This is a genomic window from Ruegeria arenilitoris (assembly GCF_013030265.1).
Taxonomy (GTDB): domain Bacteria; phylum Pseudomonadota; class Alphaproteobacteria; order Rhodobacterales; family Rhodobacteraceae; genus Ruegeria; species Ruegeria arenilitoris_E.
Genome location: NZ_WPZQ01000005.1, coordinates 397,718 through 413,842 on the forward strand (window position 1 = coordinate 397,718; position 16,125 = coordinate 413,842).

The 16,125-nt window shown below is 55.2% G+C and carries 16 protein-coding genes, 1 tRNA gene and 1 pseudogene; 9 read left to right on the forward strand and 9 right to left on the reverse strand.

The window, feature by feature from the left end:
• The first annotated feature begins 7 nt into the window (after positions 1–7).
• Positions 8–1,291 (forward strand): Vi polysaccharide biosynthesis UDP-N-acetylglucosamine C-6 dehydrogenase TviB, encoded by a 1,284-nt coding sequence (gene tviB, locus GOX61_RS11375; RefSeq protein WP_170333837.1) that lies wholly within the window; start codon positions 8–10, stop codon positions 1,289–1,291.
• 121 nt (positions 1,292–1,412) lie between these two features.
• On the forward strand, positions 1,413–1,994 hold the full coding sequence (locus GOX61_RS11380; RefSeq protein WP_170333790.1) for a hypothetical protein: 582 nt from the start codon (positions 1,413–1,415) through the stop codon (positions 1,992–1,994).
• A gap of 65 nt (positions 1,995–2,059) precedes the next feature.
• On the opposite strand, the gene nqrF is transcribed toward GOX61_RS11380, so the two are convergent.
• From nqrF to GOX61_RS11410, 6 genes are read right to left on the reverse strand one after another with little or no spacing between them, the layout of a single operon-like run.
• The gene (gene nqrF / locus GOX61_RS11385; protein ID WP_155145538.1) at positions 2,060–3,283 is read right to left on the reverse strand and encodes an NADH:ubiquinone reductase (Na(+)-transporting) subunit F; all 1,224 of its coding nucleotides are present in this window, start codon (positions 3,281–3,283) and stop codon (positions 2,060–2,062) included.
• Positions 3,284–3,295: 12 nt separating this feature from the next.
• On the reverse strand, positions 3,296–3,904 hold the full coding sequence (nqrE, locus tag GOX61_RS11390) for an NADH:ubiquinone reductase (Na(+)-transporting) subunit E (RefSeq protein ID WP_010441340.1): 609 nt from the start codon (positions 3,902–3,904) through the stop codon (positions 3,296–3,298).
• The gene (locus GOX61_RS11395) at positions 3,904–4,557 is read right to left on the reverse strand and encodes an NADH:ubiquinone reductase (Na(+)-transporting) subunit D (protein ID WP_155145536.1); all 654 of its coding nucleotides are present in this window, start codon (positions 4,555–4,557) and stop codon (positions 3,904–3,906) included. The genes nqrE and GOX61_RS11395 overlap by 1 nt, the downstream gene beginning before the upstream one ends.
• Positions 4,557–5,372: a Na(+)-translocating NADH-quinone reductase subunit C gene (locus tag GOX61_RS11400; RefSeq protein WP_170333792.1), complete on the reverse strand. Its 816-nt coding sequence runs from the start codon at positions 5,370–5,372 to the stop codon at positions 4,557–4,559. The genes GOX61_RS11395 and GOX61_RS11400 overlap by 1 nt, the downstream gene beginning before the upstream one ends.
• Positions 5,365–6,573 carry an NADH:ubiquinone reductase (Na(+)-transporting) subunit B gene (locus GOX61_RS11405; protein ID WP_170333794.1) on the reverse strand — a complete coding sequence of 403 codons (1,209 nt, stop codon included), beginning with the start codon at positions 6,571–6,573 and terminating at the stop codon, positions 5,365–5,367. Before GOX61_RS11405 ends, GOX61_RS11400 begins: the two co-directional genes overlap by 8 nt.
• A gap of 5 nt (positions 6,574–6,578) precedes the next feature.
• A complete protein-coding gene (locus GOX61_RS11410) occupies positions 6,579–7,922 on the reverse strand; it encodes a Na(+)-translocating NADH-quinone reductase subunit A (RefSeq protein ID WP_170333796.1) in 1,344 nt (447 codons plus the stop codon).
• Positions 7,923–8,224: 302 nt separating this feature from the next.
• Here GOX61_RS11410 and GOX61_RS11415 point away from each other — a divergent pair, with 302 nt between their 5' ends.
• On the forward strand, positions 8,225–9,337 hold the full coding sequence (locus GOX61_RS11415) for a THUMP domain-containing class I SAM-dependent RNA methyltransferase (RefSeq protein WP_170333798.1): 1,113 nt from the start codon (positions 8,225–8,227) through the stop codon (positions 9,335–9,337).
• Between the two features lie 146 nt (positions 9,338–9,483).
• Positions 9,484–9,560: transfer RNA gene (locus GOX61_RS11420), tRNA-Pro, on the forward strand.
• A 71-nt stretch (positions 9,561–9,631) separates the two neighbouring features.
• On the opposite strand, the gene GOX61_RS11425 is transcribed toward GOX61_RS11420, so the two are convergent.
• The 3 genes and pseudogenes from GOX61_RS11425 to GOX61_RS22355 form a co-directional block, all read right to left on the reverse strand.
• A complete protein-coding gene (locus GOX61_RS11425; RefSeq protein ID WP_170333800.1) occupies positions 9,632–10,615 on the reverse strand; it encodes a tyrosine-type recombinase/integrase in 984 nt (327 codons plus the stop codon).
• A 17-nt stretch (positions 10,616–10,632) separates the two neighbouring features.
• Positions 10,633–10,767 (reverse strand): annotated as a pseudogene (locus tag GOX61_RS22610) (excisionase family DNA-binding protein); the annotation flags it as partial.
• An 86-nt stretch (positions 10,768–10,853) separates the two neighbouring features.
• Positions 10,854–10,997 carry a hypothetical protein gene (locus GOX61_RS22355; RefSeq protein WP_217353839.1) on the reverse strand — a complete coding sequence of 48 codons (144 nt, stop codon included), beginning with the start codon at positions 10,995–10,997 and terminating at the stop codon, positions 10,854–10,856.
• A 131-nt stretch (positions 10,998–11,128) separates the two neighbouring features.
• Between GOX61_RS22355 and GOX61_RS11430 the strand changes: the two genes are divergently transcribed.
• The 5 genes from GOX61_RS11430 to GOX61_RS11450 all read left to right on the forward strand — a co-directional run.
• Positions 11,129–12,661, forward strand: coding sequence for a type I restriction-modification system subunit M (locus GOX61_RS11430; protein WP_170333803.1), 1,533 nt, complete (start codon positions 11,129–11,131; stop codon positions 12,659–12,661).
• Positions 12,658–13,812 carry a restriction endonuclease subunit S gene (locus GOX61_RS11435; protein ID WP_170333805.1) on the forward strand — a complete coding sequence of 385 codons (1,155 nt, stop codon included), beginning with the start codon at positions 12,658–12,660 and terminating at the stop codon, positions 13,810–13,812. The genes GOX61_RS11430 and GOX61_RS11435 overlap by 4 nt, the downstream gene beginning before the upstream one ends.
• 1 nt (position 13,813) lies before the next feature.
• Positions 13,814–14,317: a hypothetical protein gene (locus GOX61_RS11440; protein ID WP_170333808.1), complete on the forward strand. Its 504-nt coding sequence runs from the start codon at positions 13,814–13,816 to the stop codon at positions 14,315–14,317.
• 37 nt (positions 14,318–14,354) lie between these two features.
• Positions 14,355–15,227, forward strand: coding sequence for a GIY-YIG nuclease family protein (locus GOX61_RS11445; RefSeq protein ID WP_170333810.1), 873 nt, complete (start codon positions 14,355–14,357; stop codon positions 15,225–15,227).
• Positions 15,227–16,125: DUF4145 domain-containing protein (locus GOX61_RS11450; RefSeq protein WP_170333812.1), on the forward strand; the 899-nt coding region annotated here is incomplete at its 3' end. The genes GOX61_RS11445 and GOX61_RS11450, both read left to right, overlap by 1 nt.

A 16,125-nucleotide genomic window follows, 5' to 3' on the forward strand; every position in this document is an offset into this window, starting at 1 on the left:
GATCTGGATGCTGGAAACGAACCCCAATTCCCGAAAAATCGCAGTCATCGGCCTTGGCTATGTCGGGCTGCCACTGGCTGTGGCGTTTGGAAAACTAGGATCGGTAATTGGGTTTGATATCAATCAGGCACGTATCGAGGAACTGCAGCGTGGTGAGGATTCAACGCTTGAGGTTGAGCCGGAAGACCTTGCCACCGCCACAGGCCTGAATTTCACCACCAACGCTGCGGATCTGGCAGATTGCGATACTTACATTGTTACTGTCCCAACACCGATCACTGCAGGGAAGCAGCCTGATCTGAGCCCGCTGCTAAGTGCGTCTAAAACAGTAGGCGGTGTACTTAAACCCGGTGACCTCGTGATCTATGAATCCACGGTCTATCCCGGCGCAACCGAAGAGGATTGTGTTCCGGTATTGGAGCGTGTCTCGGGCTTGCGCTTCAATCAGGACTTCTTTGCGGGATACAGCCCCGAACGGATCAATCCCGGGGATAAAACCCATCGGATTTCCGATATCTGCAAGGTAACCTCTGGATCTACCCCCGAAGTCGCTGAACTGGTGGATGCCCTCTATGCTAGGATAATCTCGGCGGGTACACACAAGGCCGAAAGCATCCGTGTGGCCGAAGCGGCTAAGGTCATCGAGAACACACAGCGGGACCTGAACATCGCTTTGGTGAATGAACTGGCCATGATCTTTGGCCGGATGGATATCGACACTGACGCCGTTCTGCGTGCCGCAGGAACCAAGTGGAATTTCCTGCCATTCCGCCCCGGTTTGGTGGGCGGACACTGCATCGGTGTCGACCCCTACTACCTCACACACAAGGCCGAAGCGGTTGGGCATCATCCGCAGATCATTCTCGCCGGGCGACGGTTGAATGACGGGATGGGCAGCTATGTGGTTTCGCAACTAGTCAAACGCATGACGCGCGATGGGATCAACGTAGGGTCAGCACGGGTGTTGGTCATGGGGCTGACCTTTAAGGAGAATTGCCCCGATCTGCGCAACACCCGCGTGGTCGATATTGTCCATGAACTGCAGGATTACGGTGTCACGGTGGATGTTCATGATCCTCACGCCGATGCGCAGGCCGCGCTGGACGAACATGGTATCACGCTCGTGTCAGAACCTCAGCGAGACAGCTATGACGGGATCGTATTGGCAGTCGCGCATCGAGAGTTCCTTACGCTGTCTCCGGAAGAAATCCGATCCTATGGCAAAGCAAAGAACATCCTGTTCGACGTAAAGTCTTGCCTGCCGCGAGAAGCCAGCGATCTGAGGTTGTAACAGTCAGAAACCGCTCACGAAAAGACGCCAACCTGTCATTCAGTAGTTTGCAACACACCGCAGTTTGTGTGGGATACAGGTGCTAACATAGCTACAGATTTGTTTCGGGAGAACGAGATTGATGAGCAGTGCGACAGGCGATCACGTTAGTGAGGGCGCAACGAAAATCATCGATAGAATACCGAAGGCTGGTCAGGAGCAGCAGCTTGAAGCTGCGATCAGTGATATAATCGATGCAATGTGTAGCGCTTATGGGCTCAACAGTGTTCATGTCGTTCGTCCCTCCCTGCCGCATCAGCCTGCATACCGAGTAATTTGCACCTTCGACAGCGATGAGCATCTGAAGGCCTGGGAGGCGTCTGATGACCATGTGCGCCTCGTCACAGCTGCTGACGAGTTTACGGCAGGTGAGCCTCAGCGGACCTGGCTGACCGGGTTGGAGACTTGGTTTACCTTGCCGGTCTCGGCTAACGCAGCAGCAAGGCCACCGGCTTATAAGATGGCCATCACAACTTACATTGCGCTTTTTCCGACGATCCTGCTGGTCCATGCCGCCTTAGCATACGTTCCTGAATTCGAAGCGCTTCCAACGATTCTAGGAAATGGAATTGCGGTGGCCATCGTAGTGGTCCTGATGACATACGTCATAATGCCGAGATTTACACGCCTCATGGCGTTTTGGCTTTATCCACCGAAACAGTGACACTGCTCTGCTCAAGCACTGCCTGAAAAACAAAACCGGCGCCATTAGCGCCGGTTTTTCGTTTCTTACCCGCCGAAATCGTCGAGCATGATGTCTTCGCGGTCCACTCCCAGGTCCAGCAGCATGTTGATGACCGACTGGTTCATGATTGGCGGGCCACACATGTAGAACTCACAGTCCTCTGGTGCCGGATGGTTCTTGAGGTACTCTTCAAACAGGACATTGTGGATGAAGCCGGTATAGCCTTTCCAATCGTCCTCAGGCTGCGCATCCGACAGGGCTACGTGCCATTCAAAGTTATCGAACTCTGCGGCCAGCGTGTCGAAATCCTCGACAAAGAACATCTCTTTCTTTGAACGCGCGCCGTACCAGAAGCTGATCTTGCGGTTGCGGTTCTCAAGACGTTTGAGCTGGTCAAAAATGTGGCTGCGCATCGGTGCCATACCAGCACCACCGCCGATGAAGACCATCTCTTTCTCGGTTTCGCGGGCAAAGAATTCACCGAACGGACCCGAGATTGTCACTTTGTCACCCGGCTTCAGGTTGAAGATGTAAGACGACATCTGACCGGCCGGGATGCCTTCTGACCCCGGAGGTGGCGAAGCAACCCGAACGTTGAGCATGATCATGCCTTTTTCGTCCGGATAGTTGGCCATCGAATAGGCACGTTCGATCGGTTCGTTCACAACCGACTCATACTGCCACAGATTGAAGCGATCCCAGTCCTCGCGGTACTCTTCTTCAATATCGAAATCGGTGTATTTCAGAGCGTGCGCAGGGGCTTCGATCTGGATGTATCCACCGGCGCGGAAGTTCACATCCTCACCTTCGGGCAAGTCCAGCGTCAGCGCCTTGATGAAGGTCGCCACGTTTTCGTTAGAACGAACTGTACATTCCCATTTCTTGACGCCGAAGACCTCTTCGGGAACTTCGATATCCATGTCCTGCTTGACCGCAACCTGACAGGACAGGCGGTCGCCGCAGGCAGCTTCACGCTTGGTGATATGGCTCTCTTCGGTCGGTAGGATAGATCCGCCACCCGAATGCACACGCACGCGGCACTGCGCACAGGTACCACCGCCACCACAGGCCGACGGGACGAACAGCTTCTCGGCCGCCAGTGTTTGCAGCAGTTTGCCACCCGCTGGAACCGAGATGGTTTTCTCGCCGTTAATCGTGATGTTCACATCACCGGTCGACACCAGTTTCGAACGGGCAGCCATAATGATGGCCACCAGTGCGATAACAATCAGGGTGAAAAGGACGACGCCCAGGCTAAAAGTTTCCATGCGAGCCTCTCCTTACAGCTTCACGCCCGAGAAGGACATGAAGGCCATCGCCATCAGTCCCGCGGTGATGAAGGTAATACCAAGACCCTGCAGACCATCCGGAATGTCCGAGTACTTCAACTTTTCGCGCACACCCGCCATTGCAGTAATCGCCAGCGCCCAGCCAAAGCCCGAAGACAGACCATAGGTCGCTGCCTCAGCAAAGTTATAGTCACGCTCAACCATGAAAAGAGAGCCGCCAAGGATGGCGCAGTTCACGGTGATCAACGGCAGGAAGATCCCCAACGCATTGTAGAGCGGCGGGAAGTATTTATCCAAGACCATCTCAAGGATCTGAACCATCGCCGCGATCACGCCGATGTAGGAAATCAGGCCAAGGAAGGTCAGATCCACATCGGGGAAGCCAGCCCAAGCCAGCGCGCCCGGCTTCAGCAGATAGCTAAGCAGCAGGTTGTTCGTCGGTACGGTGATCGCCTGAACAACCATCACCGAGATACCTAGTCCCAGCGCCGTCGAGATCTTCTTGGACACGGCGATGAAGGTACACATGCCGAGGAAGAAGCTGAGCGCGAGGTTTTCAACAAAGATGGCCTTTACGGCCAGTGAAATCAGACCTTCCATCAGTGGGCCTCTACCTGCTGAATTTTGTATTCACGTTCTTCGACCTGGTTCGGCTTCCATGTGCGGAAGGCCCAGATGATCAGACCGATGATAAAGAACGCCGATGGCGGAAGCAGCAACATGCCGTTGGGTACATACCAGCCGCCGTTGTTGACAGTCTCAAGGATGGTGACGCCGAACAGCGATCCGTTCCCGAAAAGCTCGCGGATGAAACCGACCAGCAGCAGGATCAGGCCGTAGCCCATACCGTTACCCAGACCATCAATGAAGGACGCGACCGGCGGGTTCTTCATTGCAAACGCTTCGGCGCGGCCCATCACGATACAGTTGGTGATGATCAGGCCGACGAAGACCGACAGGGTTTTCGAAATCTCAAAGGCGTAGGCCTTGAGAACCTGATCCACCAGGATCACCAGCGAGGCGATGATCACCATCTGAACGATGATCCGGATCGAACCCGGGATCTGGTTGCGCAGGCACGAGATGAAGAAGGACGAGAACGAGGTCACGAACGTTACCGCCAGCGCCATCACGAAGGACACCTGCAGCGAAGAGGTCACCGCCAGCGCCGAACAGATGCCAAGCACCTGCAGGGTAATCGGGTTGTTGTCGACAAGCGGGTCGACCAGCATCTCTTTCTTGGTCTGGGACATCAAATCTCTCCTGCTTGCAGTTTGGCCAGGAACGGAGCGTAGCCCGCATCACCCATCCAGAATTTCACCAGGTTATCGACACCAACCGAAGTCAGCGTGGCACCGGCCAGCGCGTCAACATAGAACTCAGGGCCGGCGGCGGGTTGTGACTTGGACACGGTGATCTGCAGATCGCCAGCCTCATCCCGCAGTTTCTTGCCGTTCCACAGTGCTTTCCAGCGCGGGTTATCCACCTCGGCGCCAAGGCCGGGGGTTTCACCATGCTGGTAGAACTGCAGACCAAAGATATCGTTGCCGTTGTTTTCCAGCGCGATAAAGCCATAGAGCGTTGACCACAGTCCGTAACCGTGCAGCGGGAGGATGACTTTATCCAGGTCACCGGCGTCGTCGCGCAGCAGATAGATCACACGGTATTTGGACTTGCGCCCAATACCCGCCGGGTCATTGTCCAATGCAACGCTCAACTCGGGATCGCTGGCGGCAGCGATGTCGTCAAAGGTCGCCGGATCGAACTGATCGTCAACGAATTCGCCAGTAGCCAATTCCAGTACGTGAGGTTCAAACGCGGCGAAGGCTTCGCTCACGTTGATGCCCGGCTCGTAAACACCGGCAACCTGCAAAACGTTGACCTGCTTGTCCTTCAGCGCGTTTGCTTCCTGCACCGGGCGCAGGCTGACTGCAGCGGCCGAAACGACCATCGATGCAACCAGACAGACGGCGACGGCAACAAAGATCGTCTTGCCAATGGAATCCGGCGAGGCCGCCAGGAACCGGGCAATCGCCCCTTTGGGTTCTTGGGGTTGCGTATCAGACATGGCGACGCGCCCTCCGTTTGATGTTTGCCTGAACGACGAAGTAGTCGATCAGCGGTGCAAAGACGTTACCGAACAGGATTGCCAGCATCATGCCTTCCGGGAAAGCCGGGTTAACCACACGGATCAACACAACCATGACACCGATCAAAGCGCCGTAGATGTAGCGTCCCATGTTAGTGTGGCTGGCCGAAACGGGCTCGGTCACCATGAAGGCCAGACCGAAGGCATAGCCACCAACAACGATGTGCCAGTACCAGGGCATCGCAAACATCGGGTTGGTATCCGACCCAATCAAGTTGAATAGCAGAGTAAGACCGATAGTCCCAGCCAGACAGCCGACAATCAGGCGGAAATTGGCGATGCGGGTCATCAGCAGGAATGCCAGACCAATCATGCAGGCCAGCGTTGAGGTTTCACCAAAACTACCCTGCATCTGACCCAGAAACGCGTTCCACCAGGTCAAACCTTCAGTAGCCAGAGCCTGATACCCTTCTGAGGCAGAAACCGACAGCGCCGTCGCGCCCGAGAAACCATCAACAGGTGTCCAGACAGTGTCGCCCGACATGTTCGCGGGATAAGCGAAATACAGGAAGGCGCGGCCGACAAGTGCCGGGTTGAGGAAGTTTTTGCCTGTACCGCCAAACACTTCTTTGCCGATCACAACGCCGAATATAATGCCCAACGCGACCTGCCAGAGAGGTGCGGATGCGGGCATGATCAGCGTATAAAGCATTGAGGTCACAAGGAAACCTTCGTTAACCTCGTGTCCGCGGACGGTCGCAAAGATGACCTCGAAGATACCGCCAGCGACCAGAGTGACGATGTAAATCGGCAGGAAATACATCAACCCGTGCATCACATTGGCAAAAATACTGTCGGGGTTCAGTGAGATGCCGAACATCTGCAGGATGGCAATCCGCCAACCTATCGCGGAATCCGGACCAAGCGCGGCTATGGCCAAGTTCGCCTGGTACCCGGTATTGTACATCCCCCAAAGGATACAGGGGATTGTTGCGATCACGACGTAAGTCATGATCCGCTTCATATCCACATAAGACCGCGCATGGGGTGCAACAGTGGTTACGGTTTTCGGAGTGTAGATGAAGCTTTCGACCATCTCGTAGATGGGGAAATACTTCTCGTACTTGCCGCCCTTGGTAAAGTTCGGCTCGATCCGGTCAAAGAAGTTTCGCAAACCCATTCGGATCAGCCCTCCTTTTCAATCTTGGAAAGGCAGTCGCGCAGCGCCAGCCCATATTCATACTTCGCCGGACAGGCAAAGCCGACAAGGCCCAGATCCTCTTCGTCCAGCTCCAGCGCACCCAGCGCCTGTGCGGTATCTGTGTCCATCACCAGCAATGCGCGCAGCAATTGCGTGGGCAGATAATCCTGCGGCATCAACTGCTCGAACGTGCCGGTCGGCACCATCGCGCGGCGACCACCGTTCAGGTTCGAGGTAAATGCGAACAGCTTCTTGGCAAATGCCGATCCCAGAACCGGCTGCACCGCGTATTTCGAGGGCATCGGAAGGATCCAGCCCAGAGTGTGCTGATCATGATCTTCACGAATGATGGTGATCTGACGCGCGAAACGGCTCAGATACGCGTGCGGACCTTCGGCATGACCGCCAGACAAGATCGAACCCGAGATGATACGCGCCACACCATCGACATTGACCTCGTCGCGGGTCAGATCGTCGGTTGAGGCGCCCATGACGGTCCGGATCAGGCGCGGTTGCCGTGCCCCGGGTCCACTCAGCGCGATGACTACGCTGGGGTCCAGATGTCCGGTCTGCATCAGACGGCCGATGGCAATCACATCCTGATAGCCGATGGTCCAGACCTGTTTGTCTCCGGCCAGCGGCTCAAGGAAATGGATGTGCGTACCGGCCAGTCCCGACGGATGCGGTCCTGAGAAAGCCGCCGCTTCTACACCCGGCAGATCAGCGCCCGGGATCGAGTCGCCGTCTTTCTGACACAGGTAGGTCTTGCCTTCAGTCAGTTTTGCGACCGCCTCAAGGCCTTTGGCAAAAGCTTCGCCGGCGTCTGCAATGATCAGCGCAGCGTCACCTGCCAGAGGGTCGCTGTCCATCGCCGTAACAAAGATAGCGGCAGGCTTGGTGCCCGGCTCGGGCATTTTCGAATATGGCCGTGTCCGGAATGCGGTCCACAGACCAGCGGCGCAAAGCTTGGCGGTCACGCCCTCGGCTGTGTCGGCATCGCCGATACCTGAGAAATCCACACCGTTGTCGTTGGCGTCCGAAACCTCGATCACCACGCTTTGCAAAACGCGGCGTGCGCCCCGGTTGAGGGCAACCACTTTACCGCTCAGCGGCGCGACCATCATCGCGTCTGGCGCATCCTTGTGGCAGAACAGCGGAGTGCCGCGCTGAACCTGATCACCTTCCTGCACCAGCATACGTGGTTTGAGACCGATATAGTCCCCGCCCAATACGCCAACACTCGAGTATTCTGGCCCCGGTTGGATTTTCTGTTCGGGTGCACCTTCTACCGGTAGGTCCAACCCTTTCTTCAGTTTGAAAGTTTGCATGTCGCTACGTTCTTCCAAGCCTCTTTCCTGTGCCTGCTATCCCTGACCGATCGAAGGTCGGCACCAGATAGCGCGAATCTTTCAGCCGGGGTGGTCGCGATTGCGTCATAAACCGACTGGAATCCGCTAGCGTAATTCCGATCACGGCCCCTTTACGCGGGGATGACACTAAACGCAAACCCGTTCCCGCTCAATTCTGGGAATTGGGTTCACTTTAAACTGAATTGATCGATCAGGTGTCCAAAATCTCACAACCCAATTTGCGTATCGCGCCTTCTCTCCATCCGGTGTAAGCAACCGGAATGGAAAAAACTGACCTCGAAATATTTCTGGTGGCAACACCCGGGCTGGAAGCGCCTTTGTGTGCCGAAGCAATCGAACATGGGTTTGCGGATGCCAAGGCAGTGCCAGGCGGCGTATCTTGTCGAGGTAACTGGGCCGAAGTCTGGCGCGCCAATCTGCAACTTCGGGGTGCGAACAAGGTACTTGTGCGTCTGGGTTCATTTCCAGCAGTTCACCTTGCACAATTGGACAAACGAGCTCGCAAGTTTCCGTGGCCTGAATTTTTGCGGCCCGATGTCCCGGTAAAGGTCGAGGCGACCAGTCGCAAATCGCGAATCTATCATGCAGGGGCGGCCCGTCAGCGTATTGAAACAGCGATTGCAGAAACTCTTGGCGCTCCGATCTCGTCGGATGCCAATGTGCGGGTGATGCTGCGCATCGAAAAAGACCTCTGCACCTTCTCGGTCGATACGTCTGGTGATCCACTCCACAAACGCGGGCACAAAACCGCGGTCGCCAAGGCGCCAATGCGCGAGACCATGGCGGCGATGTTTCTACGTGAATGTGGATTCGACGGAACCCAGCCCGTGCTGGATCCCATGTGCGGCTCTGGCACCTTCGTGATCGAGGCCGCCGAGATCGCACTGGGGCTGCTTCCCGGTCGAACACGCCGATTTGCTTTTGAGGAGCTTGCAACCTTCGACAGCGCCGCATGGCAAGACATGCGCAGCGATGCGCAGCCCGACACAACAGATCTGCTGTTTCTGGGGTCCGATCGAAACGCGGGCGCTATCGAGGCTGCATCAGCCAATGCCGAACAGGCCGGGGTCGGCGCTCTCACCAAATTCCAGCACCGCTCGATCAGTGACATCAAGCCGCCCGAAGGACCTGCCGGTATCGTGATAATGAATCCGCCATACGGCGCGCGTATCGGAGATGAGAAGCGGCTGCGGTCTCTGTACGGTAGTCTTGGTAAGATTTTGATGTCCCGACTCCACGGTTGGCAGGTCGGAATAGTGACCAGCAACCAATCCCTCGCCCGCGCGACCCGACTGCCTTTGTTGCCCGCTGGCCCGGTGGTCGATCACGGTGGCACCAAAATACGACTATATCGCACAGAAGCCTTGCCATAGTGGCCTAGAATGCCGCCAATCGCGCGACTTTTCAGCTGCAATTTTATGGTCAATCACAGTTTTCTTTGACGGCATCAATTCGTGCAAACCTAGAGAAAATCCCCCTTGCGCATCAGCATCACCGGGTATAGATCACGCGCCACGGTCGGAGTGTAGCTCAGCCTGGTAGAGCACTGTCTTCGGGAGGCAGGGGTCGGAGGTTCGAATCCTCTCACTCCGACCAATAAAACAAGGCGCCCAAGGGCGCCTTTGTTGTTTCTATGACAGTGATCCGAAGTTCGTTGAACCTGAGGGTTAGTCGAACTCCAACGCACTGGCAGCCTTTCGTAGATGCTCCGGGCTGTAGCGCGCGTAGACGGACGCGGTGATCCTGGAGTCTGAATGGCCTAGAAACTGCGCAATCTCCTCCATCGAGATACTTGCTTCAGCCATATGAACAGCTGCGGTGTGCCGCAAGACGTGCGGTGACACGTCAGGCAGGCCCGCCGCGACTGCGGCCGCCTTGAAGCCTTTCTTGATCGACTTTACCGATCCGCCGGCCCACTCCACGACATAGTCAGATAATGCGGCCTTTCGGGCGTTCAAAAGCGCAGCATACAGGCTCTCGGTCATGGGGACGATGGCCCTGCCCTTCCTCTGCCCGTCGCCAGTGCGGAGATTGATTTGGCGGCGTTCGAAGTCGACCCGATCCCATGTGAGTTCTAACACAGCCGTTACCCTGGCCGCCGTCGACAGCATCAGCCATATAGCCAGCTTAATATGCGGTGCGCAGTCGACCGCCAAAAGCTGTGAAATCTCCTGGCGCGTCAGATACCTCTCCTTGGGGGCCGGTTTGCTGGGGCGCTCGATGTAGGGTGCCCTATCAATCAGCCCGGTCTTCTCAGCCCAATTCAAACAGGTCCTTAGCTTGCCAAGCTGTGTCCAGATCGTGCCGTCCTGAATACCTGCCTGCCGTCGATCGGCGATGTAGGCTTTACAGTCTTGCACGCTTATCTGATCCGGGCGAAAGGCGCCAAACCAAGGCAGCACTGAACGGCCAGTGTATTGCATGCTTTCATGCACCGGCCGACCCTCGACTGTCACGCTGTAAGCATTCCAAATCGCTGCAACGGTCAGTTCATCCTTTCCTGCTGTCTGAGCGAGGAGGACGTCACGGGCCTCGGCCTCCGCGCTTTCGAGGGTGTCCGCGTCAAGACGATACCTGCGTCTGCGTCCATCTTCCTCATACCAGACAACGACGAAGCGGTTTTTGAGTCGACCGATGCTGTATTCCTGCACTGCTCATATTCCTCTACTTTGTGTGCGGGGATGCGAAACTGACGGCGAACCCTGAAGTATTCGAGCTGGCCGGACTTGCAGAGCTGACGCACAGTTTCAGAACTGCAGCTCCAGCGCTCTGCGAGAGACTTGGGTGTGTAAGGCGGTGACAAAGTGCGCTCCTCTATTTTGGCAAAATCGCTTACTCTATAGCGTTCTAGACTTCGGATGCGCTTGGGATTTTTGAAAAACTTTTAACTCACTGAAAATAAACAAAAGAAAGTTCATCTCTGTGCTTCAAATCTCCAACTTCAGTATAGGCTTGACCAATCCGCTGAATGATCAATCTTGCTTGGTCTTGCGCCATTTTCTTGTGACTTTCTGCCAATTGCAGGCGACCCACTTGTATCCTTTTCTACTGCGTCAAAATTGAAGTTTAGGACCCGGTCGAAACAGCAGATTCCATTTCGATCTACCATTCACTTTTGATCTCGCTATCCTGCGCCCAACTGAAAACAAGAAGACGATTGCAACATGCTCACAGGCCCCATCCGTTCCCAAGTCGATCAAATCTGGAATGCCTTCTGGTCGGGAGGTGTTTCCAATCCGCTCTCGGTGATCGAACAGATCACTTACCTACTGTTCATCAAGCGGCTGGACGATCTGCACACTGTTGAGGAAAGCAAGGCCGAAATGCTCGACGTCGAGATGGAGCGTCGTATCTTTCCGGCCGGGAACGACCCCAAGGGTGAACCATACGAGAACCTCCGCTGGTCGCGCTTCAAGAACTTTGAATCGCGGGAGATGATGCGCATCGTCGATGAGCATGTGTTCCCATTCTTGCGTGAGCTTGGCGAGGAAGGCTCAACTTACGGCACACATATGAAGGATGCCCGCCTTGGCTTCTCGAACCCGAGTTTGCTAGCTAAAGTGGTTCAGCAGCTCGATGACATCCCGATGGATGACCGAGACACCAAAGGCGATGTCTACGAATACATGCTCGGCAAGATCGCCAGCGCCGGGCAGAACGGCCAATTTCGCACGCCACGCCACATTATCCAGCTCATGGTCAACCTGATGGCTCCCACGCCGAAGGATGTCATATGCGATCCAGCCGCAGGCACATGCGGTTTCATTGTGGAGGCCGGAGAGTATTTGCGCAGCAATCATCCCAAGATGCTGATGGACAAAGACAGCCGCCAGCATTTCCATTCCGGTATGTTCCACGGCTTCGATTTCGACAGCACGATGTTGCGGATTGGCGCGATGAATATGACGTTGCACGGAGTCGAAAACCCTGATGTCTCCTATCGCGACAGCTTGGCCGAGGAGCACGGCGAGGATGAGGGGCGATATTCTTTAATCCTTGCCAATCCGCCCTTTGCTGGGTCCCTCGACTACGACACCACCGCCAAGGATCTTCTGAAGGTGGTGAAAACCAAGAAGACCGAACTACTCTTCGTCGCCCTCTTCCTGCGGCTGCTGCGCACCGGCGGGCGGGCTGCGGTCATCGTGCCTGACGGGGTGCTGTTCGGTTCATCCAAGGCGCACAAGGATATCCGGCGGATGCTGGTGGAGGATCACAAGCTCGAGGCAATCGTTAAGCTGCCTTCGGGCGTCTTCCGCCCATATGCCGGCGTGTCTTGCGCCATCGTCGTCTTTACCAAGACTGGTGTCGGTGGGACCGAAGACGTCTGGTTTTATGACATGACAGCGGACGGCTATTCACTGGACGATAAGCGAACGCCGCTCCTAGACGCAGACAAGCTGGATCCGTTGGCCGAGCTGAGCGAAGAAGAACACGCTAAGAACAACCTGCCAGACATTCTGACTCGCTGGAACGCGCTGGCTAGCGAGGCCGACCGTCCGCGCACAGCGCAGAGTTTTATGGTGCCTGCTTCGGATATTGCCGCCACTGGCAGCTGGGACCTGTCGCTGAATCGCTACAAGGATATCGAGCACGAAGAGGTCGAGCATCAGGCCCCAGCCGAGATCATCGCGGAGCTCCGAGAGATTGAGAAGGAGATTGTCCAAGGGCTGCACCGACTCGAGGAAATGTTAGGATGAGCGTTTCTATGCTTAGACCGCTTGGGGACGTTGCTGATTTCCTGTCCGGATTTGCATGGAAAGCCAAGCAGTTTTCCAATGACCCCATCGGAATGCCAATTATTCGGATTCAAAACGTGGGAGCAGATGCGTCCACCGATTTCAAATACTGGCCTGAATCATACGCCGATAGGTTCGTGATCTCTCGCGGCGATCTATTGTTGACGCTGTCAGGCAGCTTCAGAACCGTTGTTTGGACTGGCCCAAACGCTCTGCTAAACCAGAGAATTGTCAAAGTCTCGGCCCACGCTGACACAGACACGAGATGGCTTTTCTATGCCTTAGAAGAAGCAATGGCCCGAATCGCAAGCATGGGAAGGCATGCTTTGGTGAGCAATGTAGCCCTTAGTGACTTGAAGGAGTTGCAGATCAATGTCCCGCCACTTGAGGAGCAGAAGCGGATTGCGGGGATACTGGATCAGGCGGATGCCCTGCGCCGCCTCCGCTCCCGCGCGCTGGACAAACTCAACACCCTCGGCCAGTCGATCTTTCATGAGATGTTTGGGGATCCAGTCTCAAACAGCAAGGGCTTTGAAGTAACATCTCTTTCATCGGTAGCCACGTTTCGGTCGGGCGCTACACCTGCTAAAAGCAATGCCGATTTTTGGGGGGGCGAAACTCCTTGGGTGACACCCAAAGACATGAAAGTCACCTGGATAAATGGAGCCAAGGACAACATATCTGACAAGGCACTATCTGAGGGGAACATGAAACTGGTTGCCGCGGGGACGCCATTGATTGTGGTTCGAGGAATGATCTTAGCTCACACCGTGCCGCTCGCCCTTACGAGTGTAAACTGCACAATCAACCAAGATATGAAGGCGATAGATTTTGATCGGCGCATCATCCCAACCTTTGGCCTTTTTAATTTAAAGTGCCAGCATGATAGCCTTCTTAGTCGCGTATCCACTGCCGCGCACGGGACAAAACGTTTCGATATGGCGGAGTTGGGAAGAGTGCAAATTCTGCTTCCCGACTTGGCAAAGCAAAAGGCTTTTGTTGATGCCATCAATCAAGCGGAAAGTATTACCAGAAACGCCAAGGTTGGCCTGCAAAAACAGGACGCCCTCTTCGCCTCCCTTCAACACCGCGCGTTTCGGGGAGAGCTCTGATATGAACGCCGCGCTCCATTCTTTCAGCCTACCGGGCGCGATGCTGGAGCGGGGATTTTGGCTTTATGTCTGGCGGGTCGGCACGATAAAAGGCGATCTTCACTATGTCGGTCGCACCGGCGACAACTCTAGCCCGCATGCCACCGCTCCCTATACACGAATGGGACAGCATCTGGGGTTTGCCCCGAACCAAAATGCGTTGCGTAAGCACCTCACGGTGCGAGGTGTCACTCCGGAAAGATGCCGCAGTTTTGATCTGATTTCTCATGGGCCGATTTATCCTGAAGTTCCAAAGGAAACGGATGATCGCGACACCCTGATGAAACTTCACAAACCTGTGCGCGACCAAGTCGGCGCGATGGAAAAACTCTTGTGTGATGGCCTAAAGGCAGCGGGATACGATGTGATGAACACTGTCAACTGTCGGTGGCAGTTGGACAATATTGGGGCAGAAAAGTGGGAGAACGCGAAGGCAGCCTTCCGCGAGGAGTTCCCACTGCTATGAGTTGTCATAAGCCAATTGCTGAGCAGGTGCTTGAAGCATGAACGTGTTCTTTACCTATATCTACACTCCGGGCGGGAAAGACTACGAATACGGTTCCGAGGGCAACGTTGGCTGGCCGTTGACGTTCAGCAACAAAGGCGCAAGATCAACAGCTCAAAACCTGCTAACCGAAGGTGATCTCGTTTTCGGCGTTGTGAGCCGCAACCCCGGACACGGTGCCACTGTTCCAGAGGAATGGAAGGGCCGCGTTTTGCAAGTTTGGCAGATGACCAAACACAACGCACTTCTTACAGACTACAAGGTAGAAGTTACCAACTGGGACCTACAATGGCCGTATGCGTTACAACCGATCCGAACCTGGGAAATCCCAAACGCGCCTGAGTTTCGAGACTTGGAGGGATACGATGCGTCCACCCATACACTCCAATCTGTAAGTTCCATCGAGCGCGTCAGCGACACTCTCGCAGCTAGCCTTTTGAAGGTTCTAAAGGAAAATGCGCGGGAAGTGAAAATGGCAGAATTTGAGTTTGCCACAATGCAACAGCGCAACGAGCAGCTGCGTCAGCAGCACCCTATTCGTATTGATGGCTACGAAGTCGCCCCAATCCAGTCTGATGAATTGAATTACGTCTACATTGCAACGCTCGGAAAAGGGTCAAAGGTTCTAAAAATCGGGCATTCAACGGATCCAGACGCGCGCGTGGAAAGCTTCAATAAATTTCGCCTGTCCAATGAACCTCAATGGGTCATCCACACGCGGCAACCCATCGGAACAGTTCAACAAGCAGTTAAGGCTGAGGCTGCGCTAGGCGTGGCATTTGCACAGTTCAGAACCGAAGAGAACAACAACGAAATTTACATAGACCTGCCCGCTATTGACGTGTTGGCAAAACTTGCGACGATAAAGTAATGGAAAAAACCCAATTTGATTTCCTTTCCGAAGATTTTCCGGACCTTCTGAAGCACGCCAAGATGGCAGAGGCGGCAGCTTTGTCTGATCCGCGCGGTTCTTGCTTCTATGCCCGATTGACGTTGGAAACGGCTTTAAAATGGCTTTATAGCCGTGATCCGGCATTGAAGGATCCATATTCGGACAACTTGAATGCATTGATCGCGGAGCCTTCATTAGCCAAGCTCACCGGCCCGGCAATCGTCGCCAAGGCTGACTTTATCCGCGTGCAAGGCAACCGGGCAGCGCATGAAGGTGGTAAAAGGATCAGTGCCAACCATGCTGCAGCGACTGTGCGCGAGCTGTTTCATGTCTGCTACTGGATCGCTCGCACTTATTCCCAAAATGGTAAGTTAGATCCTGCCTTAAAGTTCGACGCCGGAAAGCTGGAAAAGACGCTGACCATCACAGCAAGCACAGTCGAACAGATCAAAGCGCTAAGCGACAAACACGCGATCGCTCAGGAAGCGCTCAAGAAGGCTGAGGAAGAGCGCAAAACGTCTGAAGAAGGCAGGAAGGCGCTGGAAGAGGAGCTGGCTCGCCTGCGCGCTGAGGTGGCCGCCGCGCGCGCCGCCAACCAGTCCCGACCCGATGAGCATGACTACGACGAGGCGACCACTCGGGACGCCTTTATCGACTTGCTCTTGTCAGAAGCTGGTTGGCCTCTGGACTCGTCGCGTGACCGCGAGTTTCCGGTGGAGGGCATGCCGAACCAAACCGGAGAGGGGTTCGTCGACTATGTCTTATGGGGGGACGACGGCAAACCTCTGGCCGTCGTGGAAGCAAAGAGGACCAAGAAGGACGCACGCGTCGGTCAGCAGCAAGCGAAGCTGTATGCCGATTGTCTCGAAAAAATGTA